Origin of the sequence: Stenotrophomonas thermophila (genome assembly GCF_001499715.1) — a bacterium.
Lineage (GTDB): Bacteria > Pseudomonadota > Gammaproteobacteria > Xanthomonadales > Xanthomonadaceae > Stenotrophomonas > Stenotrophomonas hibiscicola.
In genome coordinates this window covers 25,617-50,639 of sequence record NZ_CVIW01000009.1, presented here as the reverse complement: position 1 = coordinate 50,639, position 25,023 = coordinate 25,617, and the positions used below count along the sequence as shown (strand labels likewise).

Genomic DNA, 25,023 nt, shown 5'->3' with positions numbered 1-25,023 from the left:
GATCGCGCTGGCGCTGGCTGTTCTTGCCTGGGCCGGCCTGGTGGCAGCTGTATTCGCCTTCGCCGCCAGTTTCGGTTCGCCCGGGGATGGCAGCCATGGCATGCAGGCCATGCAGTACTGGATCTGGGCTGCACTGGCCATGCTCGTGCTGTCCTTCGTTGGCAGCCTGGTGGCGACGGTGATGGCCTGGCGTTGCCGCCGCGGCGGCGTAGTGGCGGCCATTGCTGGTGGCCTGCTGGTGGTGATGGTGTCGTTGATCCTGATGGTGATCGGGGCCACTCTGGCCTGACGGCGCCCACGCCATTTGGCAAGTGGCGGGCAGCCGGGGATAATCACGCGGCATTCGTTTTGTCGCCCCCTCTCCAGACAGGTAACCGGCCCGACCATGAGTACGATCCGCAGCATCCACGCCCGTGAAATCCTCGACAGCCGTGGCAATCCCACGCTGGAAGCCGAAGTCATCCTGGAGGACGGTTCGTTCGGTCGTGCCGCGGTTCCCTCTGGCGCCTCGACCGGCACCAAGGAAGCGGTCGAGCTGCGTGACGGCGACAAGACCCGTTACCTGGGCAAGGGCGTGCGCAAGGCCGTCGACAACGTCAACACCACCATCGCCAACGCGCTGAAGGGTTTTGAAGCCACCGACCAGGCCGGCCTCGACCGTCGCCTGATCGATCTTGATGGCACCGAGAACAAGGGCCGCCTGGGCGCCAACGCGCTGCTGGGTGTTTCGATGGCCGCCGCGCACGCCGCCGCCGCGTCGAGCAAGCAGGCACTGTGGCAGTATCTGGCCGCAAAGACCGGCGTGGCCCCGGCGCTGCCGGTGCCGATGATGAACATCATCAATGGTGGCGCGCACGCCGACAACAACGTCGACTTCCAGGAGTTCATGGTGCTGCCGGTCGGCTTCACCTCGTTCTCCGAAGCGCTGCGCGCCGGCACCGAAATCTTCCATTCGCTGAAGTCGGTGCTGAAGGGCCACGGCCTGAGCACGGCGGTGGGCGACGAAGGCGGTTTCGCGCCGGACTTCCGCAGCAACGTCGAAGCGCTGGACACCATCCTCGAAGCGATCGGCAAGGCCGGCTACACCGCCGGTGAAGACGTGCTGCTGGGCCTGGACGTGGCGTCCAGCGAATTCTTCGAGAACGGCAAGTACAACCTGGTCGGCGAGAACAAGCGCCTGACCTCCGAGCAGTTCGTCGACTTCCTCGCCGACTGGGCCGCGCAGTACCCGATCATCACGATTGAGGATGGCCTGGCCGAGAACGACTGGGCCGGCTGGAAGCTGCTGACCGACCGCATCGGCAAGAAGGTGCAGCTGGTCGGCGACGACCTGTTCGTGACCAACCCGAAGATCTTCCAGGAAGGCATCGACTCGGGCACCGCCAACGCAATCCTGATCAAGGTCAACCAGATCGGCACGCTAAGCGAAACCCTGGAAGCGATCGCCATGGCTGATCGTGCCGGCTACGCCGCCGTGGTCTCCCACCGCTCGGGTGAAACCGAAGACACCACCATCGCTGACATCGCCGTGGCTACCACCGCCACCCAGATCAAGACCGGCTCGCTGTGCCGCAGCGATCGCGTGGCCAAGTACAACCAGCTGCTGCGCATCGAGGAAGCCCTCGGCGCCGGCGCGCGTTACGCCGGTCGTGACGCGTTCGTTTCGCTGAAGCGCTGAGCCGATGCGCGACTGGCGCTGGATGCTGCTGGTGCTGGCCCTGTTGCTGGGCTGGCTGCAGTACCGCTTCTGGTTCGGTCCGGGCAATTCGGGTGAAGTGATGATGCTCGAAGCCCAGGTCGCCAACCAGGAGCGGGACAACGAGGGCCTGCAGCAGCGCAACGACGCGCTGGCCGCCGAAGTGAAGGACCTCAAGGAAGGCCAGTCCGCCATCGAGGAGCGCGCGCGCAGCGAGCTGGGCATGATCAAGCCTGGCGAGAAGTTCTACCGTGTGGTCGAGGATGCGCCGGTCCAACCGGCGCAACCTGCGGCAGGTGTCAGCGCCCAGGTCGGCGATCATCCGGCGGACGTGCCATGAGTGGGGCGATCTGGGTGGTGGTTCCGGCCGCCGGCCGTGGCGCCCGCTTCGGCGCCCCGCTGCCCAAACAGTACCTGCAGGCCGGCGGGCAGATCCTGCTCGCCCATACCCTGGACGCGCTGCTGGCGCACCCGGCCGTGGCCGGCGCAATGGTGGTGATCGGACAGGACGACGGTGACTGGCCTGGCTGGAGTGAATGGGCCGGCAAGCCGGTGCTGACCTGCATCGGCGGCGCGACCCGTGCCGCCTCGGTGCTGGCCGGGCTGCAGGCCCTGCCGGACTCGGTGCGTGCCGATGAATTCGTGCTGGTCCACGATGCGGCGCGGCCCAACCTGTCGCTGGCCGACCTTGGCCGCCTGCTTGAAGTCGGTCGTGCCGACCCGGTCGGGGCGATCCTGGCCGCACCGGTGCGCGACACGCTCAAGCGCGCGGGCGATGACGGTGGCATCGATGGCACCGAGCCGCGGGAGCGCCTGTGGCGTGCACTGACCCCGCAGCTGTTCCGCCGCCACCAGCTCAGCCGCGCGCTGTCCGACGCCGCCGCCGCCGGTGTCGAAGTCACCGACGAGGCCATGGCCATGGAGCGCCAGGGCCAGCGCCCGCTGCTGGTGGAAGGCAGCGAGGACAACTTCAAGGTAACCACTCCGGCCGATCTCGACCGGTTCGAATTCGTACTTTCCCGCCGCGCCGGCTGATTGCCCGCGCGGCCCTGCTGCAAGGGTTGCATCCATGAGCACCGCACCGTTCCCGCCCGTCCGCATCGGCCAGGGCTACGACGTCCATGCCTTCGGTGAGGGCGATCACATCATGCTCGGTGGGGTGAACGTGCCGCACAGCTGCGGCGTGCTCGCGCACAGCGACGGCGACGTGATCCTGCATGCCCTGTGCGACGCGATGCTCGGTGCGCTGGCGCTGGGTGACATCGGCCAGCACTTCCCCCCGAGTGATGACCGCTGGAAGGGCGCTGACAGCAGCGATTTCGTCCGCCATTGCGACAGCCTGCTGCGCGAGCGTGGCTGGCGCGTCGGCAACACCGACATCACCGTGATCTGCGAGCGTCCGAAGGTCGGTCCGCATGCGCTGGCCATGCGTGAGCGCATCGGCGACCTGCTGCAGCTGCCGCTGGATGCGGTCAGCGTCAAGGCCACCACCTCGGAGAAGCTGGGCTTTACCGGCCGTGGAGAAGGCATCGCCGCACAGGCGGTGGTGCTGCTGGTGGCGGCATGATCCCGCTGCCGCTTGCGTTTGGTGCGCCGTTGCTGTCGGCGCGCATCCGCACCACGCCGGAAGATTTCCAGGTCGACGAGTTGCCGGCGTTCGAGGCCACTGGCGAGGGCGAGCACCTGCTGCTGCACATCCGCAAGCGCGGTGCCAACACCGTGCATGTGGCCAAGCTGCTGGCCAAGTGGGCCGGCCTGCCGGAAATGGCGGTGAGCTACGCCGGCATGAAGGACCGCCATGCGGTCACCACCCAGCGCTTCAGCGTGCACCTGCCCAAGCGCATTGCACCGGATCTGGCCGAGCTGGCCAGTGATGAGATCGAAGTGCTCGAAGCCACCTGGCACAACCGCAAGCTGCAGCGCGGCGCCTTGGCCGGCAACCGCTTCAAGCTGGTGCTGCGCCAGGTGCGGGGCGATGCTGCAGCGATCAGTGAGCGTTTGCAGCAGATTGCCAGCCGGGGCCTGCCGAACTGGTTCGGTGAGCAGCGCTTCGGCCGCGACGGCGGCAACGTGCCGGCCGCATTGGCGATGTTCGGGGGCCGCCGCATGCGCAAGGACCAGCGTTCGCTGCTGTTGTCTGCCGCCCGTTCGGCGCTGTTCAACCGCGTGCTGGCCGCGCGCGTGGAGCAGGGCAGCTGGGATCAGCCACTGGAGGGCGAAGTGTGGATGCTGGACGGCAGTCGCAGCGTGTTCGGCCCCGAGCCGTACACCGACGTGCTGGCCGAGCGCCTCGCGCGGTTCGACATCCATCCCAGCGCACCGTTGTGGGGCGAAGGCGAGCTGCGCAGCGCCGACGCTGCACGTGAGCTGGAGCTGGCCGCGCTGGACGACGAGGAATCGAAGGCGCTGCGCGCTGGCCTGGAAGACGCACGGTTGAAACAGGAGCGCCGCGCGCTGCGCCTGCGCCCGGCGCTGCTGCAGCATCAGTGGCTGGCCAGTGATGTACTGGAACTCTCGTTCGCGCTGCCGCCGGGCTGCTACGCCACCGCTGTACTGCACGAGCTCGGCCCGGTCGAAGACGCCTCGCAGGCCTGAGCAGGGCGCGCGGTAGAGTCGACTGTCAGTCGACTTGCGCGCGCAGCGCGGGGTATTCGCTTGCCGCTGGAAGAGCAGTCGACTGACAGTCGACTCTACCTGGACTCATGGCATCCCCTTTTTTCAGCGCCGCGCCAGCAGCACCAGTACCGCGCCGGTCCCGCCTTGCCCGGCCGGCGCTGAATGGAACGCCAGCACGTCGTTGCGCAGCCGCAGCAGGCGGTCAACCAAGTTCTTCAGCACCGGCGCACCGCCATCGGCTTGCAGGCCCTTGCCGTGGATGATGCGCACGCAGCCATATTCGTGTGCATGCGCTTCAAGCAGGAACTGGCGCAGCAGCGTCTCCGCCTGCGCGGCGGTGGCGCCGTGCAGGTCCAGCTCGTCCTGCACCGAGTACTGGCCACGCTTGAGGCGCTGGAACAGGCGTGGTGGCAGGTTGTCGCGTCGATAGCTGGCCACATCGCCGGCTTCCAGCGGGGTGCTGTCGCGCAGCAGCCGGGCGAACTCGCCGGCGGCGTCGGCCTCGTCACGTTCGGCCATCCGCGCACGCGGCTTCGGTCGCGGCGCGGCAGGTGCCGGCTCGGCATCCTTGCGCAGCGGCGTCACTTCGCCGATGGCCGCACGGAACAGCGCGGCGGGATCTTCGTCTTCAGGGTGCGACATGCGCACAGGGTAAACCGCCGGCGCAGGTCTGCCTATGACGGTTCGATGTCGGCCGTGACCGCCGGCAGGGTAGGACCGGCGGCTCGCATGCGGCACAATAGACGATGCGCTTGCAGGGTCGACGGCTTCCGCAGGGGAGCGCGGCGGTCCCGCCCACACTGCACGGTGACGGAATCGAATTCTTGGAAAATCAAGCGGTTAAATCGAAGATGCGAATCCTGGTCAGCAATGACGATGGTGTCGACGCTGCAGGCATCCGGATGCTTGCCTCGGTCCTGCGCGAGGCTGGGCACGAAGTTACGGTGGTCGCACCCGACCGCGATCGCTCCGGCGCCAGCAACTCGCTGACGCTGGATCTGCCGATACGGCTCAAGCGCATCGACCATTACACCGTCTCGGTGGCCGGCACCCCGACCGACTGCGTGCACCTGGCGCTGACCGGCCTGCTTGAATTCGAGCCCGACATTGTCGTGTCCGGCATCAACAACGTCGCCAACCTCGGTGATGACGTGATCTATTCCGGCACTGTTTCGGCGGCGATGGAAGGTCGCTTCCTGGGCCTGCCCGCCGTGGCGGTGTCGCTGGTCAGCCGCAACCACGATCCGAAGCACTACGAAACCGCTGCGCGCGCCGCGGTCGAGATCGTTGCACGGCTCAAGGCCGATCCGCTGCCGGCCGACACCATCCTCAACGTCAACGTGCCGGACCTGCCGTGGAGCGAGGTCAAGGGCTTCGAGGTCACGCGCCTCGGCAACCGCCATCGTGCCGAAGGCTGCATCGCGCAGAAGGATCCACGCGGCAACGAGGTGTACTGGATCGGCCCGGCCGGCCGCGAGCAGGACTCCGGCCCGGGTACCGATTTCCACGCCGTGCGCACCGGCCACATCTCGATCACGCCGATCCAGGTCGACCTCACCCGCTACCAGGCGCTGGAGAAGGTGGCCAGCTGGGTCGGCGGCCTCAGCGCAGCCTTGGACCAGCCGGCATGAGCCCACGCCTGCGCCTGCAACCGGAAGCTGTGGGTATCGGCATGACCTCGCAGCGCGTGCGTGACCGTCTGGTCGACCGCCTGCGCGAAGCCGGCATCGTCGACGAGCCGACCTTGAACGCGATCCGGGTGGTGCCGCGCCATCTGTTCATCGACGAAGCGCTGGCCTCGCGTGCCTACGAGGATACCGCGCTGCCCATCGGCCACGGCCAGACCATCTCTCAACCCTGGGTGGTAGCGCGGATGACCGAAGCGGTCCTCCAGGTCGCGCCCAAGCGCGTGCTGGAAGTGGGCACCGGTTCCGGGTACCAGGCCGCCATCCTCGGTGCGCTGGGCCTGGAGGTCTACACCGTGGAGCGCATCGGCGACCTGCTGCGCCAAGCGCGCAAGCGCTTCCGTGCGCTGGGCATGAACATCCGCACCAAGCATGACGACGGTCGCGTCGGCTGGGCCGAGCACGGTCCCTTCGATGCCATCGTGGTCACTGCGGCGGCGCCGGCACTGGTCGACGCGCTGATCGAGCAGCTGGCCGAGGGCGGCCGGCTGGTGGCGCCGGTCGGTGGTCCCGGGGCGCAGTCGCTGGTGCAGCTGGACCGCAAGGCCGACGGCAGCATCGAACAACACGTGCTGGCGCCGGTCACCTTCGTGCCGCTGCTGTCTGGCATGCTCGACTAATCCACGGAGCAGGGTTGCATGAAGATTTTCGGGCCGCTGTACGAGCGGGCGATGAAGTGGGCGGCGCACGAACGCGCGCCGACCTACCTGACGGTGTTGAGTTTCTTCGAAGCGATCATTTTCCCGGTGATGCCGGAGGTGATGCTGGCGCCGATGTGCGTGGCCCAGCCCAAGCGCGGCTGGTGGTTCGCCACCCTCAGCCTGGCCGGCTCGATGCTCGGCGCGCTGGTTGGCTATGCACTGGGTCACTACGCCTTCGAGGCGATCAAGCCGCTGTTCGAAGCGCTGGGCATGCTGCCGGCGATCGAGCAGGGCATCACCACCGTGCAGGCGAAGATGGCTGAGTCGCCCTGGGCGGTGTTCACCTTCCTGGTGCTGGGCGGATTCATGCCCATCCCGATGAAGGTCTTCACGTGGGCATCGGGTATCGTCGGCGTACCCATGCCGCAGTACCTGCTGAGCATGCTGATCGGTCGCGGCAAGCGCGTGTTCGTGCTGGCCGCGGTCATCCGTATCGGTGGTGCGCGTGCCGAAGCCGCACTGCGTCGCTGGATTGAACCGCTGGGCTGGATCGCCACCGTGCTGGTGGTGGTGCTGATCGCCTGGCTTGTATGGAGGTCGAAGTTCGCATGAATCCTGATCGTCTGAGCAAGGGAGTGCGCATCGGCGCGCTGGCGTTGCTGGTTTCCACACTGGCCGCCTGCGGTACCGCCACCGTGGTCCGCCCGGGCGGCGGCAACGCTGGCGGCGTGACCACGCCGAAGACCTCGGTACCCAAGCCCGGGCAGACCGTGGTGGTGCGCAAGGGCGACACCATCTATGCGCTGGCCCGCATCCATGACATCACCCCGGCCGACCTGATTGCCTGGAATCGTCTGGACAACCCGTCGACCATCTACCCCGGCCAGGTGATCCGCCTGTATCCGCAGGGGGCCACCAGCGGCCGTGCGCCGACCACGGTGGTCACCCCGCCGCGTTCGGCTGGCAGCAGTGGCGGCAGCACCGCGCCGGCCCCGGCGCCGGTCGGGCCGGTGAAGAGCAACATCGCCTGGCGCTGGCCAGCCGATGGCGCGATCGTCGGCCGCTACGTGGCCGGTGACGCGACCAAGCAGGGCGTCGACATCGCCGGTACCAGCGGCCAGCCGGTCAAGGCCGCCGCCAATGGCGTGGTGGTGTATTCCGGTGCCGGCCTGGTCGGCTACGGCGAGCTGATCATCATCAAGCACAGCGACCAGTGGCTGTCGGCCTATGGTCACAACCGCAAGCGCCTGGTCAATGAAGGGCAGAGCGTGAAGGCTGGCGAGCAGATCGCCGAAATGGGCCGCACCGGTGCGAACCGCGACATGGTCCACTTCGAGATTCGCTACAACGGCAAGCCGGTCGATCCGCAGCAGTATCTGCCGGCGCGCTGACGCAGGCAGAGACGGGTAGCGCCGGGCCGTGCCCGGCGGCTTTCCGCGCCGCGATGCGGCGCCGCCCGAGCACGGGCTCGGGCGCTACAGAGTCAAGTGTGATCCAGGGTAGCGCCGGGCCATGTCCGGCGGCACCACGTCAGCCTTCGAGAATGAAGGCGGCGGCGACCTTGCGGCCTTCGCCGGCCAGGATGTTGAACGTACGCGCGGCGGCTGGATTGTTCATCACTTCCAGGCCGATGCCGCGTGACAGGCAGGCGGCCATCACCGCCGCCGGCGGGAACACCTGACGGTCACCCGTGCCGAGCACGATCAGCGCCGGGTTCAGCGCCAGGATCGGCTCCAGGTCAGCCAGCTGCAGCGCAGTGGCGCTCACCGCCGGCCATTGCGTGACCAGCTGGTCCGGGGTCAGGAAGAAACTGCTGCCCAGCACCTGGTCATTGACCTTGGCCGAGCGGCCATCGGCGGCGCGCAGGCTGTAGGCGTAGTCCGGCGGTTCGTGGTTCAGCTGCATGGCAGTAGGCCGATCAGCCGCGCGGCAGCACGATCTGGCGCTGTTCCCTGCTCGGGCGGTACAGCACGGCGACGTGGCCGATGCGCTGCACCAGCGCGCTTTCGGTGGCTTCGACGATCTCGCCGATCATCACGTCACGGGCCTCGCGGTCTTCGGCAGCGACCTTCACCTTGACCAGCTCGTGGCGCTCCAGCACTTCGTTCAGCTCCGCAATGAAGGCCGGGGTCACACCCTTGCCGCCGGTCTGCAGCAGGGCCTTCAGGTCGTGGGCTTGGCCGCGCAGGAAACGGGTCTGGGAGGCGGTCAGGGCGATGGACATGCAGGAAAAGACGGTTGAATGGGGCGATCAGGGTATCATGAGGACCCCATCAGCCCCTATTTTCAATGGCTACCCGCAGCAAAAGCAGCCAGCGCTGGCTCAAGGAACACTTCTCCGACCCCTTCGTGAAGAAGGCCCAGGCCGAAGGCATGCGCTCGCGTGCCGCCTACAAGCTCGAAGAGCTGCTGGAACGTGACCGGTTGCTGAAGCCGCACATGGTGGTGGTCGACCTCGGCGCGGCCCCGGGCGGCTGGTCTCAACAGGTGCGGAGACAGATCGGCGATACCGGCCGGGTGCTGGCCTTGGACATCCTGGACATGCCGCCGCTGGCCGGCGTGGAGTTCCTTCATGGTGACTTCAGGGAAGAAGCCGTCCTATCGCAGTTTGAAGCCATGCTCGGGGACCAGCCGGTAGACCTTGTGCTGTCGGACATGGCCCCCAATAAGAGTGGTGTGGGTGCGGTCGACCAGCCGCGGATGATGCACCTGGCGGAGCTGGCCCTGGATTTTGCCGACAACCACCTCAAGACCGGTGGGGCGTTCCTGATCAAGCTGTTCCAGGGTGAAGGCTTTGACGACTACGTGCGCGACATGCGCCGCCGGTACGACAAGGTCTCCATCCGCAAGCCGGAAGCCTCGCGCAAGCGCTCTCCCGAGGTGTATGCCTTGGGTCAGGGAAAACGCGCCCACATGAAGTAAGCTCGCAATGTACGCAAGTTCGACCCCCACGCAACGCCAGCACTGAGAGGAACACCGGAGCCAATGAGGATGAACGACTTGACCAAGAACCTCCTGCTATGGGTGGTCGTCGCCGTCGTGCTGATGGTGGTCTTCCAGAGCTTCTCGCCGAAGTCCTCCGGAGCCGGCGCGCAGGGCGCGTCGTACTCGCAGTTCCTGGACCAGGTGGACAGCGGCAACGTGCAGAAGGTCGCCTTCGGCGGCGACATGCGCGGCGGCACCAGCCAGCTGACCTACACCACCCGCGGCGGGCAGACATCCACCATCACCGCACCGTTCGATCGCGACCTGATCAACGTGCTGCGCACCAAGAACGTGGAGATCGTGCAGGAGGAGCCGTCCAGCGGCATTTCCCTCGGCGCGATCCTGATGAATTTCCTGCCGGTCATCCTGATCATCGGCTTCTGGTTGTTCATCATGCGCCAGATGCAGGGCGGCGGTGGCGGTGCCAAGGGCGCGATGTCCTTCGGCAAGTCGCGCGCCAAGCTGCAGGGCGAGGACCAGATCAAGGTCACCTTCGCCGACGTCGCCGGCTGCGACGAGGCCAAGGAAGAAGTGGGCGAGCTGGTCGACTTCCTGCGCGACCCGTCCAAGTTCACCAAGCTGGGCGGCAAGATTCCGCGCGGCGTGCTGATGGTGGGCCCGCCGGGTACCGGCAAGACGCTGCTGGCCAAGGCCATTGCCGGCGAAGCCAAGGTGCCGTTCTTCTCGATCTCCGGTTCGGACTTCGTGGAAATGTTCGTCGGCGTCGGCGCCAGCCGCGTGCGCGACATGTTCGAGCAGGCCAAGAAGCATGCCCCGTGCATCATCTTCATCGATGAAATCGACGCTGTCGGCCGCCACCGTGGCGCCGGCCTGGGCGGCGGCCACGACGAGCGCGAGCAGACCCTGAACCAGCTGCTGGTCGAGATGGACGGTTTTGAAGGCGGCGAAGGCGTGATCGTGATCGCCGCGACCAACCGTCCGGACGTGCTGGACCCGGCGCTGCTGCGCCCGGGCCGTTTCGACCGCCAGGTCGTGGTCGGCCTGCCGGACGTGAAGGGCCGCGAGCACATCCTGAAGGTCCACATGCGCAAGCTGCCGCTGGCCGACGACGTCGAGCCGATGGTGATCGCGCGCGGTACCCCGGGCTTCTCCGGCGCCGACCTGGCCAACCTTTGCAACGAGGCCGCCTTGTTCGCTGCGCGTGGCAACGAGAAGGAAGTCCGCATGGACCACTTCGACCGTGCCCGCGACAAGATCCTGATGGGCGCCGAGCGCCGCTCGATGGCCATGAGCGAAGAGGAGAAGACCCTCACCGCCTACCACGAAGCCGGTCACGCCATTGTCGGCCGTCTGGTACCCGAGCATGATCCGGTCTACAAGGTCACGATCATTCCGCGTGGCCGTGCGCTGGGTGTGACCATGTACCTGCCGGAAGGCGACAAGTACTCGATGAACCGCGTCGCGATCCAGTCGCAGCTGTGCTCGCTGTACGGCGGCCGCGTCGCCGAAGAGCTGATTTTCGGCGAGGACAAGGTCACCACCGGTGCCTCCAACGACATCGAGCGTGCCACCAAGATGGCCCGCAACATGGTCACCAAGTGGGGCCTGTCCGAGCAGCTCGGTCCGATCGCCTATGGCGAAGAGGACGATGAGGTGTTCCTGGGCCGGTCGGTCACCCAGCACAAGAGCGTGTCCAACGACACGGCGCGCCGTATCGACGAGGAAGTGCGCAATATCCTCGACAAGGCCTACGCCCGTACTACCCAGCTGCTGACCGAGAACATCGACAAGCTGCACGCGATGTCCCAGCTGCTGCTGCAGTACGAGACCATCGACGCGCCGCAGATCGACGCGATCATGGAAGGCCGTGATCCGCCGCCGCCGGCGGGCTGGAGCAAGTCGAACAAGGACGGTGGCAACGACAAGGGCGGCGACGCCCGTCCGCTGCCGCCGATCGCGGGCCCGGCCGAATCGCACTGACGGCCCCCTGCAGGTGCACCAGACGAGGCCGGGGCAACCCGGCTTCGTCGTTTCCGGGCCACTGGCCCATCCCGAAGATCCGATCTGACGCTGGAGCCCGCATGTCCGCCCCGAAGCCCGAACCGATTTCCCACACCGCCGAAATGGTCATCGCCACCGTGGTCGGCGTGGGTGTGGGCCTTGGGGCCGACAACCTGCTGCTGGGCTGCGTGGTGGGTATCGGGGTCGGCATCGTGCTGAGCATTGCCAGGACCCTGTACGTGGACCGCAAGCGCCGCCGCCGTTGAGGGGGTGTCGGCAGGGCTGCGCCCTGCACCCGTGGTAGTGCCGGCCGCTGGCCGGCAACCTCAACAGCAACAGCGGGCTTTCCGTAGGATGGCGGGGCGGTGTCGGAGTGCGGGGACGCTGCAAGTACGTCCCTGTAAGCTTGGCAGCCGCATCCATGCGGCTGACACCCCGCCCTCCGACTCAGCCCCACCTCTGACAGATTCCTGCTGCTGTTGGTGGGTGTCGACCTTGGTCGACACGTAGATCCACGCCATGCGTGGATGAATCTCCATCTAAATCGAACATCTCGATATCCGGGAGATCTGAGCCGAGCATGGCTCGGCTCTACAGAAAACAAGGCCCGACAGATCGTGGAAATCTGTCGAAGGCGGGGTGGGTCCGGTTGCGGGGGCGTGAGCCGCATGGGCCCGAGGCATGCCTCGGGCGGGTTGGGCAGGACGCCCAACCCCGGTCTTGCCGTGTGCGCAGCACAGCGCACACGAGCAAGCGGCGACCGAGCTTACATGGACGTACTTGCAGCGGCCCCCGCAACCGGGCCCACCCCGCCTACCCTCAGGAAACCAGCCTCTGCTGTTGCTTGGGCTTTTGCTGTGGCCGTTGCCTCTGCGGGTGCAGGGCGCCGCCCTGCCGAACTAAACTACCTGCCGTTGTCCCAGCAGGATTGCCCATGTTCGATACCTCGCCCCAGCTCGATTGCGCCGGCCGCATCCTGCGCCTCGACCGTGCCCGGGTCATGGGCATCGTCAACGTCACCCCGGACTCGTTCTCCGATGGCGGCGCGCACGACACCACCGAGGCCGCGGTCGCCCATGGCCTCAAGCTGGTCGAGGAGGGCGCGGACCTGCTGGACATCGGCGGCGAATCGACCCGCCCGGGCGCTACGCCGGTGTCGATTGAAGAAGAGCGGCGCCGGGTGATTCCGGTGATCGAGCAGCTGGCTGCCCGTACCCGGGTGCCGATCAGCATCGATACCTTCAAGCCGGAGGTGATGCGCGCGGCCGTAGCCGCCGGCGCCGGCATGATCAACGACATCTACGGCCTGCGTCAGAAAGGGGCGCTGGACGCCGCCGCTGGAACCGGCGTGCCGGTGGTGCTGATGCACATGCAGGGTGAGCCGGGCCACATGCAGGCCGATCCGCAGTACGACGACGTGGTCGCCGAGGTGCACGGTTTCCTGGTGCAGCGCCTGTTCGCTGCCGAAATGGCGGGCATCGCAAAGAAGAACCTGCTGATCGATCTCGGTTTCGGTTTCGGCAAGACCACCGCCCACAACATGACCCTGCTGGCGCGCTCGGAACACTTCCTGGAACTGGGCGTGCCGATGCTGGCCGGCCTGTCGCGCAAGCGCAGCCTGGGCGAGCTGACCGGCCGCGACGCGGCGTCCGAGCGGGTGGCGGCTTCGGTGGCCGCGCACCTGATCGCAGTCCAGCGTGGCGCACGCATCGTGCGCGTGCATGACGTGGCCGCCACCGTCGATGCGCTGAAGATCTGGCAGGCCGTCGAGGCCGTGCCAACGCCGCGCGCCGACGCCACGCCGACGATCCGCTGGCCGGACGAAGACTGATGGGCATCGACCGGCGGCCACTGGCGATCGCCGTAATGGGGCCGACCGCCAGTGGCAAGACCGCCACCGCGATCGCCCTTGCGAAGCAGCTGGATGGCGAGATCGTCAGCGTCGATTCGGCGCTGGTCTATCGGCATCTGGATATCGGCTCGGCCAAGCCGGATGCGGCCGAGCGGGCGCAGGCGCCTCACCATCTGCTGGACCTGCGCGATCCGTGGCAGACCTATTCGGCGGCCGAGTTCGCCGCCGATGCCGGCCGCGTCGTGGCCGACATCGTCGCACGCGGCAAAACGCCGATCCTGGCAGGTGGCACGGGGCTGTACTTCCGGGCCCTGCTGCAGGGCCTGTCGCCGATGCCGGAGGCCGACCCGGTGATGCGCGAAGCACTCAGCACCGAGGCGGCCGAGCGGGGCTGGGCGGCACTGCACGCCGAGCTGGCCAAGGTCGACCCGGCCGCCGCCGCACGTATCCATGCCACCGACCCGCAACGCATCCAGCGGGCGCTGGAGGTCTATCGCCTCACCGGCACGCCGATCAGTGAATGGCAGCGCCGGCCGGGCGTCGCGCCGTTGCCGGTGCGCACCCTCAAGCTGATCCTCGCCCCGCGTGACCGCGCGGTACTGCACCAGCGCATCGAGGCGCGCTTCGACGCCATGCTGGCGCAGGGCTTCCTGGACGAGGTGCGGGCATTGCGTGCAATGCCGGAAATGACCGCCGTGGCGGCGCCGCTGGACCTGCCCGCGGTGCGCGCGGTTGGCTATCGCCAGGCCTGGGAATACCTGGACGGGGAGGGCGATGCTGCCCGTTTCCGTGACAAGGCCATCTTCGCCACCCGGCAGCTGGCCAAGCGCCAGCTGACCTGGCTGCGCGGCGAGCTTGATGCGCGCTGGTTCGACCCCCATGTCGATGGGGAGCGCCTGGCCGGCGCGGTGTCGACCTTCGTCGCACGCTGAACCCCCGCCAGCCGTGTAACATCATCGGTCGGCGGGCGGCTCGGGGGCCGTGGCAACCGTCGGCAACCCAATAAGAACAATAATCAGGAGTGTGCAATGTCCAAGGGGCAATCGCTGCAGGATCCTTTCTTGAACGCACTTCGGCGCGAGCGCGTGCCGGTTTCGGTGTACCTGGTCAACGGCATCAAGCTGCAGGGCACGATCGAGTCGTTCGACCAGTTCGTGGTCCTGCTGCGCAACACGGTCAGTCAGATGGTCTACAAGCACGCCATTTCCACGGTCGTTCCGGCACGTAACGTGAAGGTCGGTCCGGGCGGTGGTTACGTGCAGTCGGGTGAAGGTGGTCAGGCAGGCGATGAAGCAGACGAGTAAGACCGGAGCGGTGAATGTTTGACCGCTCGAAAAAGGGCGAACACGCCCTGTTGATCCAGCCCCATTTCGGCAAGCTGGAAGACGATGTGCTGGAAGAATTCGGTGATCTGGCCCGCTCGGCTGGGGCCAGCATCGCCGCGACGATCACTGCGCGCCTGGACCGACCGAATCCGTCGACCCTGATCGGCAGCGGCAAGCTGGACGAGATCAAGGCTGCGGCCGACGCCAGCGGTGCCGACCTGATCCTGGTCAACCATGCGTTGAGCCCGGGCCAGGAGCGCAACCTGGAACGGTTCCTGGAGCGCCGGGTGATCGACCGTACCGGCCTGATCCTGGATATCTTCGCCCAGCGTGCGCACAGCCACGAGGGCAAGCTGCAGGTCGAGCTGGCGCAGCTGCGGCATCTGGCCACGCGGCTGGTGCGCGGCTGGACCCACCTGGAGCGCCAGCGCGGTGGTTCAATTGGCCTGCGCGGCCCGGGTGAAACCCAGCTGGAAACCGACCGCCGCCTGCTGCAGAAGCGGGTCGAGCAGTTGCAGAAGCGCCTGGAAAAGGTGGAAGTGCAGCGCACCCAGATGCGTCGTGCGCGTGTGCGCAGCGAGCTGCCCCGTGTGGCACTGGTGGGCTACACCAACGCCGGCAAGTCGACCCTGTTCAACGCCATGACCGGCGCCGAGGCCTATGCCGCCGACCAGCTGTTCGCCACGCTGGATCCGACCGTGCGCCGCATCGCGGTGCCGGGCGGCAACGTGGTGCTGGCCGACACCGTTGGCTTCGTCCGCGACCTGCCCCATGACCTCGTCGCTGCGTTCCGCTCGACCCTGTCCGAGGCGCGCGAGGCCGATTTCCTGCTGCACGTGGTCGATGCTGCCGACCCGCACCGCGAGGAGCGCATCGCCCAGGTGGACGAAGTGCTGACCGCAGTCGGTGCCGGCGATCTGCCGCAGCTGCTGGTGTTCAACAAGATCGACCGCATTGACGGCGCCGACGTGCGCCACGACGGCCAGGACGGTATCCCGGACGAATCGCGTCGCGAGCGGGTGTGGATTTCCGCGCGTGACGGTCAGGGCTTGGAGCTGTTGCAGGCGGTGCTGGGCAAGCGCCTGGGCCTGCAGCATGTCACCGGCGAACTGCGTCTTCCCCCGGATGCAGGCCGCCTGCGCGCGCGCCTGCACCAGCTGGAGGTGATCCGCAGCGAGCAGGCCGATGAGGATGGTTGGCTGCTGCAGGTCGACCTGCCGATCGCCGAAGCCGAAAAGCTGGCCGCCAGTGCCGATGGCGCCCCGATCCGCGCGCTGCTGCCGGAAAAACTGCCGGAGTGGTGAGGTAGCGACCGGGGCCCGGTAGTGCCGGCCGCTGGCCGGCAACGCAACCGTGCCGGAGGGGCGCGACATCCGCCTGTCATCTGCGGTACAACGTGGTTCTTCACCCCACCGTCATGCCGATGTCCATCCCCACCGACGCCGATCTCAATGCCCAGTCCGCCGCGCTCGGACAGCGCCTGCAGCAGGCCTCGCTGCAGCTGGTGACCGCCGAAAGCTGCAGTGGTGGCTGGATCGCCAAGTGCATGACCGACATTGCCGGCTCGTCGGCGTTCTTCGACTGCGGCATGGTGGTCTACAGCTACGAAGCCAAGCAGCGCCTGCTCGGCGTGCGCGCGCAGACCCTGGAGCAGTTCGGTGCGGTCAGCCGCGAAACCGTGCTGGAAATGGTCTCCGGCGCGCTGGTCAATTCCGGTGCCGGCATCGCCGTGGCGGTGACCGGCATTGCCGGCCCCGGTGGCGGGGGCCCGGACAAGCCGGTCGGCAGTGTCTGGATTGGCTGGAAGCGCCGTGGCGGCTATGCCCGCGCCGAGCTGTTCCAGTTCGACGGCGACCGCGAAGCCATCCGCCGGCAAACCGTGGCGGCGGCATTGCGCGGTATCGACGCCCAGCTGTGACATGCTGCTCCGGTAATCGTCCGGAGCACGCATGATGTGGGAGACGCTGGGTACTGTCCGTGACCTGGGCCGACTGCAGGAAATCGCCGTCGTCCTGATCCGCTATGGCTTCGGCGACGTGGTGCGGCGCATCGGCCTGGCCACCACGCTGGAGCGGGCAGGGCGCCTGCTGCACTGGAACGAGGACCGCCAGGAACTGCTGCGGATGACCGCGCCGGTGCGTGTGCGCAGCGCTATGCAGGATCTGGGTCCCACTTTCGTCAAGCTCGGGCAGGTGCTGGCGACGCGCGTTGACCTGCTGCCGCCGGAATGGATCGCTGAACTGTCCGAACTGCAGAACGCGGTGCCGGCGCTGCCGTACGCGGATATCCGCGAGCAGCTCGAAGCCGACCTTGGCGCCTCGCCGACGGAGGTGTTCGCCTTCCTCGATGAAACCCCGATGGCCGCCGCCTCGCTGGCGCAGGCCCATCGCGCCCGGCTCCACGATGGCCGTGAGGTGGTGCTGAAAATCCGGCGGCCCGGCATCCGCGATGTGGTCGAGGCCGATCTGCGGCTGCTGGCCCGCCTGGCCGAGATTGTCGAGGCGCGGCTGCCAGACCTGCGCCGCTATCGTCCGGCCGAGGTCGTGCAGCAGTTCACCGTGTCGCTGCGACGCGAACTGGATTTCGCCGCCGAATGCCGTAACGCCGAACGCATCGCGCGCAACTTCAGCGGCCGCGACGACATCCTGATTCCCAGCGTGCACTGGCAGTGGACCTGCGAAAGCCTGAACGTGCAGGACTTCGTCGACGGCATTCCCGGCCGTAACCTTGCCGGTGTCGATGCGGCCGGGCTGGACCGCCGCGAACTGGCCCGGCGCGGCGCCGGCATCGTGTTGAAGATGGTGTTGGAGGACGGCAGCTTCCACGCGGATCCACACCCGGGCAACATCATCTACCTGCGCGACGGCCGCATCGGCGTGATCGATTTCGGCATGGTCGGCGCGCTGTCCGAGGCGCGCCGCTTCCAGGTCGCGCAGCTGCTGCACGGGCTGGTCGAGCAGGACCCGCAGGGCGTGGCCGACGTGTTGCTGGACTGGGCCGGTGGCGTGGAAGTGGACGAGAACCGGCTGCAGCACGACATCAGCCAGTTCGTCGACCAGTACCGCGGCGTGCCGCTGAAGGACCTGCGTATCGGCCTGATGCTGGGCGATATCACCCAGCTGCTGCGCAGCTACAGTCTGACGTTGCCGGCCGATCTGGCGCTGATGATCAAGGCCTTCCTGACCCTGGAAGGCATGGGCCGCCAGCTCGACCCGGATTTCGACATGGCCAGTGCCGCGCGCCCGTTCCTGGAGCGGGTAGTGCTGCAGCGCTATGCGCCCAAGGCGCTGCTCAAGCGTGGCCGCCGCAGCCTGCTGGGGCTGGTCGACTTCGCCGGTGAGCTGCCGCGCGACCTGCGCAAGCTGGTGCAGGCGGCGCGCCGCGGACGACTGCAGCTGAAGGTCGAAACCACCGCGCTGCAGGGCTTCGGCGAACAGGTGAACCGTGCGGCAAACCGGCTGGTGGTAGGCGTGATCACGGCTGCCCTGATCATCGGCTCGTCGATCGTGATGCACAGCGTCGGCGGGGTTTCCAGCCGCTGGCTGCTGGCGCTGGGCGTGTGCGGCTTCATCGGCGCCGGCTTCTGTGGTGTGTGGATCCTGTTCTCCATATGGAGGAGCGGCAAGCACACATAGTGTGCTTGCCGCAGCGGTTCCCCATCGGAACCGTGGAATCGCTGCGCGATTCCTGTAGGGCCGACCGCTGGTCGGCTGCTCTTGCTTTTGCCTTTGCCGCCCGGCCATTGGCCCAACTGCCGAGCATGGCTCGGCACTACAGATCCCCATCACCTGTTTGTCGTACCCGGCACTTGCAGTTGTGTGCGTTAGTAGTAATACTACTAACCATGGACCTGACCGACACCCAGCAGGCGATCCTGCAGTTGATCGCCGAGCGTATCGAGAGCGAAGGCGCACCGCCCTCGCAGACTGAAATCGCACGTGCGTTCGGCTTCAAGGGCGTGCGCGCGGCCCAGTACCACCTGGAAGCCCTGGAGCAGGCCGGTGCGATCCGTCGCATCCCGGGCCAGGCCCGCGGCATCCGCCTGGTGCAGGCGCCGCCGGTCGAGAAGCTGGCCGAGCCGGGCCTGCCCGACAGTGTGCTGCGCCTGCCGGTGCTGGGCCGGGTTGCGGCCGGCCTGCCGATCGGCGCCGACATCGGCTCGGACGATTTCGTGGTGCTGGACCGGGTGTTCTTCTCGCCGGCGCCGGACTACCTGCTGAAGGTGCAGGGCGATTCGATGATCGACGAGGGCATCTTCGACGGTGACCTGATCGGTGTGCACCGCACCCGCGACGCCCATTCCGGGCAGATCGTGGTGGCGCGCATCGATGACGAGATCACGGTCAAGCTGCTGAAGATCGCCAAGGACCGCATCCGCCTGCTGCCGCGCAATCCCGATTACAAGCCGATCGAGGTGCTGCCGGACCAGGATTTCGCGATCGAGGGCCTCTATTGCGGCCTGCTGCGGCCCAACCGTTGACCCGTTCCATAGCGCATTACCCCGCGGTCTTTTGTGGCGATTCTCTGGTTCCACTGAGGTTGGTACGGATGTCCGATAATTCTTTTCAGAGCGCCGGGCAGAATCTCAGCCTGTGCGATACGTCCGACTTAAAGTGAACCCATGGCAAAGAAGACCCCCAAAGACAGCACCCCCAACGACATGACCTCTGCAAGGACCAATACGATGGACGAGAACAAGAAGCGCGCCTTGGCTGCTGCTCTGGGCCAGATCGAGAAGCAGTTCGGCAAGGGCTCGGTGATGCGCATGGGCGACCGCGTGGTCGAGCCCGTCGAAGCCATCCCGACCGGTTCGCTGATGCTCGACATCGCACTGGGCATTGGCGGTCTGCCGAAGGGCCGTGTCGTTGAGATCTACGGGCCGGAATCCTCGGGCAAGACCACGCTGACCCTGCAGGCCATCGCCGAATGCCAGAAGATGGGTGGCACCGCCGCCTTCATCGATGCCGAGCACGCGCTGGACCCGATCTATGCCGCCAAGCTGGGCGTGAACGTGGACGACCTGCTGCTGTCGCAGCCGGATACCGGTGAGCAGGCGCTGGAAATCGCCGACATGCTGGTCCGTTCGGGCTCGGTCGACATCCTGGTGGTCGACTCGGTCGCCGCACTGACCCCGAAGGCCGAAATCGAAGGCGAGATGGGTGACCAGCTGCCGGGTCTGCAGGCCCGCCTGATGAGCCAGGCGCTGCGCAAGTTGACCGGCAACATCAAGCGCTCCAACACCCTGGTGATCTTCATCAACCAGCTGCGCATGAAGATCGGCGTGATGATGCCGGGCCAGAGCCCGGAAACCACCACGGGCGGCAACGCGCTGAAGTTCTATGCCTCGGTCCGCCTGGACATCCGCCGTATCGGCGCGATCAAGAAGGGTGACGAGATCATCGGCAACCAGACCAAGATCAAGGTGGTCAAGAACAAGCTGGCGCCTCCGTTCAAGCAGGTCATCACTGAGATCCTGTACGGCGAAGGCATCAGCCGCGAGGGCGAACTGATCGACATGGGCGTGGATGCCAAGCTGGTCGAAAAGGCCGGCGCCTGGTACAGCTACGGTGAAGAACGCATCGGCCAGGGCAAGGACAACGCCCGCGGCTACCTGCGCGACAACCCGACCGTCGCTGCAAAGCTCGAGGCGGAACTGCGCGAGAAGTTCCAGCCGGCCGAAGCGGCCCGCGAGGATGGTGACGACGAAGGCGACGACGAGTAAGGCTTGCTGTGGGGCAGGGCGGCGCCGTCAGTGACGTCGCCCTGTCCCGCAGGTTCGAATCGCCCATGGATGGGCTGGGTGCCACGGATGGCGCCACCCTTGGAGTACTCATGTCCGACGCCGAAGACATTCCGACCGGCCGCAAGCGCCGACCGCGTGAGCAGACTCCCGTGCAGCGGGCGCTGGGCCTTCTGGTCCGCCGCGAACACTCGCGCAAGGAACTCACCCGCAAGCTGACCGCCCGTGGCATTGAAGACGAAGCCGCGCAGGCCGCTGTCGCCAAGCTGACCCAGGCCGGCTGGCAGGACGACACCCGCTTCGCTGAGAACCTGGTGCGGATGCGCGCCAACACCGGCTATGGGCCCATCCATGTCCGCGCCGAGCTTGGCACCCACGGCCTGGACAGTGCCGCGATTGCCGCAGCGATGGACAGCTACGAAGGCGACTGGCAGGAAAATGCTCGCGATCTGGTCCGCAGGCGCTTTGGCGAGGCCGGCCCGCAGGACCTGGCGCAGCGGCGCAAGGCCGCCGATCTGCTGGCCCGACGGGGCTTCGACGGCGATAGCATCCGCCGCGCGACCCGCTACGACCCGGATGACTGAGACTGGCGGCGCCGGGCCTGATACCCTTTAGGTTTTCGGCGGTCCCTCGCGACCCTGGCCAACGCGGCCGGTGGTCCGGGTCCGCCGGCCCGCAGACTGCCAGCCCCCAATGAACGCATCCGCCAAATTCACGACTTCCCAGATCCGCAGCGATTTCCTTGAATTCTTCAAGGGCAAAGGCCACACCATCGTGCCGTCGGCGCCGCTGGTGCCGGGCAATGATCCGACCCTGCTGTTCACCAACTCCGGCATGGTGCAGTTCAAGGACGTGTTCCTCGGCGCGGAAAAGCGCAGCTACGTGCGCGCGGCCGATGTCCAGCGCTGCCTGCGCGCGGGCGGCAAGCACAACGATCTCGACCAGGTTGGCTACACCGCACGCCACCACACCTTCTTCGAGATGCTGGGCAACTGGTCGTTCGGCGATTACTTCAAGAAGGACGCGATCGCCTGGGCCTGGGAGCTGCTGACCCAGGTCTGGAAGCTGCCGGCCGAGCGCCTGCTGGTTACCGTGTACCAGACCGACGACGAAGCCTACGAACTGTGGCGTGACATGGTCGGTGTGCCGGAAGAGCGCATCGTGCGCATCGGCGACAACAAGGGCGCACCGTTCGCCTCGGACAACTTCTGGCAGATGGCCGACACCGGTCCGTGCGGCCCGTGCACCGAGATCTTCTATGACCACGGCGACCACATCGCCGGTGGCCCCCCGGGTTCGCCGGATGAAGACGGCGACCGCTTCATCGAAATCTGGAACCTGGTGTTCATGCAGTTCGACCGCCAGCCCGACGGCACCCTGGTGCCGCTGCCGGCGCCGTGCGTGGATACCGGCATGGGCCTGGAGCGACTGGCGGCGATCCTGCAGCACGTTCACACCAACTACGAGATCGACCTGTTCCAGGCGCTGATCCGCAAGGCCGCCGAGCTGACCGGCACCGCCGACCTGGAAAACAAGTCGCTGCGCGTGATCGCCGATCACATCCGCGCCTGTTCGTTCCTGATCGTCGATGGCGTGCTGCCGTCCAACGAAGGCCGTGGCTACGTGCTGCGCCGTATCATCCGCCGCGCCCTGCGCCACGGCTGGATGCTGGGCGTGCGGCAGCCGTTCTTCAGCAAGCTGGTGCCGACCCTGGTCGAGCAGATGGGCGAGGCCTATCCGGAACTGCCGGCGGCGGTGGACACCGTCACCCGTGCGCTGCAGGCCGAAGAAGAGCGTTTCGCCGAAACCCTCGATGCCGGCATGAAGATCTTCGAGGACGTGGCCGGCAAGGCCAGCAACGGCGTGATCCCGGGCGTTGACGCCTTCCGCCTTTACGACACCTACGGTTTCCCGCTCGACCTGACCCAGGACATCGCCCGCGAGCGCGACCTGACCGTCGACATCGCCGGCTTCGACGCCGCAATGGAGCAGCAGCGCGAGACCGCACGCGCAGCCGGCAAGTTCGGCGGCGGCGTGACCCTGCCGGCCGAGCTGGTGGCAACGCTCAGCCCGACCCTGTTCCTGGGCTATGACCGCCTGCAGGCCGACGGCCTGAGCGTGCTGGCCCTGCTCAAGGACGGTCGTCCGGTGCAGTCGGCCGATGCCGGTGACGCAGTCATCGTGATCACCGACCAGACCCCGTTCTACGCCGAATCCGGTGGTCAGGTCGGCGACACCGGCGTGCTCACCGGCAACGGAGTGCGCCTGGTGGTGGAAGACACCCAGAAGTTCGCTGGCCAGTTCCATGGCCACGTCGGCACCCTGTCCGACGGCGGCCTGAAAGTGGGCGATGTGCTGTCCGGCCAGGTCGATGGCGAGCGCCGCGGCGCCACCATCCTCAACCATTCGGCCACCCATCTGCTGCACGCTGCCCTGCGCGAAGTGCTGGGCACCCACGTGCAGCAGAAGGGCTCGCTGGTCGCGCCGGACCGCCTGCGTTTCGACTTCTCGCACTTCCAGCCGATCAGCGCGGAAGAGCTTGCCGTGATCGAGCGCAAGGTCAACCAGCAGGTGCGCGCAAACAACGCGGCCGAAGTCCACACCATGGGCATGCAGGAAGCGCTGGACTTCGGCGCGATGGCCCTGTTCGGCGAGAAGTACGGCGAGCACGTGCGCGTGCTGAAGATGGGTGACTACTCCACCGAGCTGTGCGGTGGTACCCACGTCAACCGTACCGGCGACATCGGCCTGTTCAAGATCACCTCCGAGGGCGGCGTCTCCGCGGGCGTGCGCCGCATCGAGGCGGTCACCGGCCAGGGTGCCCTGGACTACGTGGACGCCGAGGAGGCCCGCCTGGCCGAGGCCGCTGAACTGCTCGGCGGCAGCGCCGCCGACGTGGTCGAGAAGATCCGTGCCCTCGGCCAGCGCCAGAAGCAGCTGGAGCGCGAACTGGAGGCCGTGAAGGCCAAGGTCGCCGCCGGCGCCACGGCCGACCTGTCCGGCCAGGCCGTCGAGGTTGCCGGCGTGAAGGTGCTGGCCGCCCGCCTGGAGGGCTTCGACGCCAAGGCCCTGCGTGACGCCATGGACCGCCTCAAGCAGCAGCTGGGCGACGCGGTGATCGTGCTGGCCGGCGCCCAGGACGGCAAGGCTGCCCTGGTTGCGGGTGTGAACGGCAGCGCAATGGGCAAGGTCAAGGCCGGGGAACTGTTGTCCCATATCGCCAGTCAGATCGGGGGCAAGGGCGGCGGACGCCCGGACCTCGCCCAGGGTGGTGGCGAGGACGGGCCCGCCCTTGCCACCGCGCTGGCTGCGGTCGTCGAATGGGTCAGCCCCCGCCTGTGATGAACCTGGCCGTCCCCTCCTTGTAGGAGCGGGACGGCTGACGGTACCATTGCGAATCTTTTCCCTTTGTCGTGGTAGCGCTTCTTGACGGAGCGTCAAGCCGGTGGGGGATACCCTTCCACACGGTTCCATGGAGACTTACAAAAATGTTGATCCTGACTCGCCGCGTCGGCGAAACCCTGATGATCGGTGACTCGGTGAGCGTCACCGTGCTTGGCGTCAAGGGTAACCAGGTGCGTATCGGCATCACCGCGCCGAAGGACGTCGCTGTGCATCGCGAAGAGATCTATCAGCGCATCCAGCGTGGTGATGAAGCCGGTGGCACCGGTAGCGAAAATTCTGCCGAATAACGCTTTACCTTCGCACTCGATTAACGTTATGATTCACGCCCCGCTGAGGTGCAACGCACCAGACGCGGAGAAAACCCCGGAGTGATGCCCGAGTGGCCGAAGGGGCTCCCCTGCTAAGGGAGTATAGGGTCAAAAGCTCTATCGAGGGTTCGAATCCCTCTCACTCCGCCAGATACAAAGAAGCGCCTGCAGATCCTCGATCTGCAGGCGTTTTTCTTTGTTCAACGCGGTAACACACGGCCACGCCGCACGGGCGTTGTGCAGGCCTAGTGGGTGGTGCCAGCCGCGTCCTGCCCGACTTCGGGCGAGGAATAGAGCCTGGGCTCCGGCACCGCATGACCCGGATGAGCGGGCGGCGCAATGCCGCTTGGCGTTTCGCGCCAGAGAATTGCCAGTGTGCAGTCATTGGCACGTTGCCTGCACATTCTTTCCGCTTTGCGTTGTGCGGCGTCCGCCGTCTTTTCCCCAAGTGCAAAGCCCATGGCGACGGTGCCGGTAGCGATCGCCGAATATCCCACCGCGGTGGTCGTGGCAGTCTGCGCACAGTTGCGGGACCGAACGGCGCAGTGCTGCAGTGCGCGCTGCATCGCGGCCGACAGCGTGCTGTGGTTCATGGCGTAGCCGTAGCGGCCATCGTCGTCGTAGACGATGGCGGAGGCCGCGTTGGCGCCGGATGACAGGCACAGCAACAGGCCAAGTGACAGGGGGCGCATCCAGTTCATTCCCATCTCCATTTTCTGCTGATGGTGGATCAGACCGAGTTTGAAACGCAACGTTGCCGCCACTACGCCGAGCCCGCAGTTCATCGAACCGCGGGCGGCGCCATCGG

At 66.9% G+C, this 25,023-nt stretch carries 28 protein-coding genes and 1 tRNA gene; 25 read left to right on the top strand and 4 right to left on the bottom strand.

Annotation, left to right across the window (positions count from 1 at the left end; all coding sequences use genetic code 11):
* The first annotated feature begins 40 nt into the window (after positions 1-40).
* The 6 genes from BN1263_RS05775 (at position 41) to truD (ending at position 4,291) form a co-directional block, all read left to right on the top strand.
* Complete coding sequence (locus tag BN1263_RS05775; RefSeq protein WP_260832917.1) at positions 41-289, top strand: hypothetical protein; 249 nt, start codon at positions 41-43, stop codon at positions 287-289.
* Positions 290-385: 96 nt separating this feature from the next.
* Positions 386-1,678 (top strand): phosphopyruvate hydratase, encoded by a 1,293-nt coding sequence (eno, locus tag BN1263_RS05770; RefSeq protein ID WP_058980140.1) that lies wholly within the window; start codon positions 386-388, stop codon positions 1,676-1,678.
* A 4-nt stretch (positions 1,679-1,682) separates the two neighbouring features.
* Positions 1,683-2,036 (top strand): cell division protein FtsB, encoded by a 354-nt coding sequence (gene ftsB, locus BN1263_RS05765; RefSeq protein WP_019658881.1) that lies wholly within the window; start codon positions 1,683-1,685, stop codon positions 2,034-2,036.
* Positions 2,033-2,731, top strand: a complete 699-nt coding sequence (gene ispD, locus BN1263_RS05760; protein WP_058980138.1) for a 2-C-methyl-D-erythritol 4-phosphate cytidylyltransferase — start codon at positions 2,033-2,035, stop codon at positions 2,729-2,731. Before ftsB ends, ispD begins: the two co-directional genes overlap by 4 nt.
* Positions 2,732-2,765: 34 nt before the next feature.
* Positions 2,766-3,263, top strand: coding sequence for a 2-C-methyl-D-erythritol 2,4-cyclodiphosphate synthase (gene ispF / locus BN1263_RS05755; RefSeq protein WP_058980136.1), 498 nt, complete (start codon positions 2,766-2,768; stop codon positions 3,261-3,263).
* Positions 3,260-4,291, top strand: coding sequence for a tRNA pseudouridine(13) synthase TruD (gene truD / locus BN1263_RS05750; protein WP_058980133.1), 1,032 nt, complete (start codon positions 3,260-3,262; stop codon positions 4,289-4,291). The genes ispF and truD overlap by 4 nt, the downstream gene beginning before the upstream one ends.
* Positions 4,292-4,414: 123 nt before the next feature.
* On the opposite strand, the gene BN1263_RS05745 is transcribed toward truD, so the two are convergent.
* Complete coding sequence (locus BN1263_RS05745; protein WP_019658878.1) at positions 4,415-4,954, bottom strand: Smr/MutS family protein; 540 nt, start codon at positions 4,952-4,954, stop codon at positions 4,415-4,417.
* Positions 4,955-5,163: 209 nt separating this feature from the next.
* Between BN1263_RS05745 and surE the strand changes: the two genes are divergently transcribed.
* From surE to BN1263_RS05725, 4 genes are read left to right on the top strand one after another with little or no spacing between them, the layout of a single operon-like run.
* Positions 5,164-5,943 (top strand): 5'/3'-nucleotidase SurE, encoded by a 780-nt coding sequence (gene surE / locus BN1263_RS05740; protein WP_019658877.1) that lies wholly within the window; start codon positions 5,164-5,166, stop codon positions 5,941-5,943.
* On the top strand, positions 5,940-6,617 hold the full coding sequence (locus BN1263_RS05735; RefSeq protein WP_010485977.1) for a protein-L-isoaspartate(D-aspartate) O-methyltransferase: 678 nt from the start codon (positions 5,940-5,942) through the stop codon (positions 6,615-6,617). The genes surE and BN1263_RS05735 overlap by 4 nt, the downstream gene beginning before the upstream one ends.
* Before the next feature lie 18 nt (positions 6,618-6,635).
* Complete coding sequence (locus BN1263_RS05730; RefSeq protein ID WP_019658876.1) at positions 6,636-7,250, top strand: YqaA family protein; 615 nt, start codon at positions 6,636-6,638, stop codon at positions 7,248-7,250.
* Complete coding sequence (locus BN1263_RS05725; protein ID WP_058980131.1) at positions 7,247-8,029, top strand: peptidoglycan DD-metalloendopeptidase family protein; 783 nt, start codon at positions 7,247-7,249, stop codon at positions 8,027-8,029. The genes BN1263_RS05730 and BN1263_RS05725 overlap by 4 nt, the downstream gene beginning before the upstream one ends.
* A gap of 139 nt (positions 8,030-8,168) precedes the next feature.
* On the opposite strand, the gene BN1263_RS05720 is transcribed toward BN1263_RS05725, so the two are convergent.
* Positions 8,169-8,543: an Mth938-like domain-containing protein gene (locus BN1263_RS05720; protein WP_058980129.1), complete on the bottom strand. Its 375-nt coding sequence runs from the start codon at positions 8,541-8,543 to the stop codon at positions 8,169-8,171.
* 13 nt (positions 8,544-8,556) lie between these two features.
* Positions 8,557-8,862 (bottom strand): ribosome assembly RNA-binding protein YhbY, encoded by a 306-nt coding sequence (gene yhbY, locus BN1263_RS05715; protein ID WP_019658872.1) that lies wholly within the window; start codon positions 8,860-8,862, stop codon positions 8,557-8,559.
* Positions 8,863-8,927: 65 nt separating this feature from the next.
* On the opposite strand from yhbY, the gene rlmE reads away from it, so the two are divergent.
* The 15 genes from rlmE (at position 8,928) to BN1263_RS05640 (ending at position 24,365) form a co-directional block, all read left to right on the top strand.
* Positions 8,928-9,560: a 23S rRNA (uridine(2552)-2'-O)-methyltransferase RlmE gene (gene rlmE / locus BN1263_RS05710; protein ID WP_005409014.1), complete on the top strand. Its 633-nt coding sequence runs from the start codon at positions 8,928-8,930 to the stop codon at positions 9,558-9,560.
* Between the two features lie 69 nt (positions 9,561-9,629).
* Complete coding sequence (gene ftsH / locus BN1263_RS05705; RefSeq protein WP_058980127.1) at positions 9,630-11,564, top strand: ATP-dependent zinc metalloprotease FtsH; 1,935 nt, start codon at positions 9,630-9,632, stop codon at positions 11,562-11,564.
* 101 nt (positions 11,565-11,665) lie between these two features.
* The gene (locus BN1263_RS05700) at positions 11,666-11,851 is read left to right on the top strand and encodes a hypothetical protein (RefSeq protein WP_021202558.1); all 186 of its coding nucleotides are present in this window, start codon (positions 11,666-11,668) and stop codon (positions 11,849-11,851) included.
* A 668-nt stretch (positions 11,852-12,519) separates the two neighbouring features.
* Positions 12,520-13,416 carry a dihydropteroate synthase gene (folP, locus tag BN1263_RS05695; RefSeq protein WP_058980125.1) on the top strand — a complete coding sequence of 299 codons (897 nt, stop codon included), beginning with the start codon at positions 12,520-12,522 and terminating at the stop codon, positions 13,414-13,416.
* Positions 13,416-14,369 carry a tRNA (adenosine(37)-N6)-dimethylallyltransferase MiaA gene (gene miaA / locus BN1263_RS05690; RefSeq protein ID WP_058980123.1) on the top strand — a complete coding sequence of 318 codons (954 nt, stop codon included), beginning with the start codon at positions 13,416-13,418 and terminating at the stop codon, positions 14,367-14,369. Before folP ends, miaA begins: the two co-directional genes overlap by 1 nt.
* Before the next feature lie 96 nt (positions 14,370-14,465).
* Positions 14,466-14,741: an RNA chaperone Hfq gene (hfq, locus tag BN1263_RS05685; protein ID WP_004152891.1), complete on the top strand. Its 276-nt coding sequence runs from the start codon at positions 14,466-14,468 to the stop codon at positions 14,739-14,741.
* Positions 14,742-14,755: 14 nt separating this feature from the next.
* The gene (gene hflX, locus BN1263_RS05680; RefSeq protein ID WP_005412934.1) at positions 14,756-16,066 is read left to right on the top strand and encodes a ribosome rescue GTPase HflX; all 1,311 of its coding nucleotides are present in this window, start codon (positions 14,756-14,758) and stop codon (positions 16,064-16,066) included.
* Between the two features lie 119 nt (positions 16,067-16,185).
* Entirely contained in the window at positions 16,186-16,680 is a 495-nt protein-coding gene (locus BN1263_RS05675) for a CinA family protein (RefSeq protein ID WP_058980173.1), read from the top strand.
* Positions 16,681-16,714: 34 nt separating this feature from the next.
* A complete protein-coding gene (gene ubiB, locus BN1263_RS05670) occupies positions 16,715-18,397 on the top strand; it encodes a 2-polyprenylphenol 6-hydroxylase (RefSeq protein ID WP_058980171.1) in 1,683 nt (560 codons plus the stop codon).
* A 209-nt stretch (positions 18,398-18,606) separates the two neighbouring features.
* Positions 18,607-19,242: a transcriptional repressor LexA gene (gene lexA / locus BN1263_RS05665; RefSeq protein ID WP_005412936.1), complete on the top strand. Its 636-nt coding sequence runs from the start codon at positions 18,607-18,609 to the stop codon at positions 19,240-19,242.
* Positions 19,243-19,446: 204 nt separating this feature from the next.
* On the top strand, positions 19,447-20,484 hold the full coding sequence (gene recA / locus BN1263_RS05660) for a recombinase RecA (protein WP_026346904.1): 1,038 nt from the start codon (positions 19,447-19,449) through the stop codon (positions 20,482-20,484).
* 110 nt (positions 20,485-20,594) lie between these two features.
* Positions 20,595-21,086 (top strand): recombination regulator RecX, encoded by a 492-nt coding sequence (gene recX, locus BN1263_RS05655; RefSeq protein ID WP_058980118.1) that lies wholly within the window; start codon positions 20,595-20,597, stop codon positions 21,084-21,086.
* A gap of 109 nt (positions 21,087-21,195) precedes the next feature.
* Entirely contained in the window at positions 21,196-23,844 is a 2,649-nt protein-coding gene (gene alaS, locus BN1263_RS05650) for an alanine--tRNA ligase (protein ID WP_058980116.1), read from the top strand.
* A 146-nt stretch (positions 23,845-23,990) separates the two neighbouring features.
* Positions 23,991-24,194 carry a carbon storage regulator CsrA gene (gene csrA / locus BN1263_RS05645; protein ID WP_004152909.1) on the top strand — a complete coding sequence of 68 codons (204 nt, stop codon included), beginning with the start codon at positions 23,991-23,993 and terminating at the stop codon, positions 24,192-24,194.
* 78 nt (positions 24,195-24,272) lie between these two features.
* Positions 24,273-24,365, top strand: a tRNA-Ser gene (locus BN1263_RS05640).
* A 95-nt stretch (positions 24,366-24,460) separates the two neighbouring features.
* On the opposite strand, the gene BN1263_RS05635 is transcribed toward BN1263_RS05640, so the two are convergent.
* The gene (locus BN1263_RS05635) at positions 24,461-25,000 is read right to left on the bottom strand and encodes a DUF4189 domain-containing protein (RefSeq protein ID WP_260832916.1); all 540 of its coding nucleotides are present in this window, start codon (positions 24,998-25,000) and stop codon (positions 24,461-24,463) included.
* Positions 25,001-25,023 lie beyond the last annotated feature (23 nt).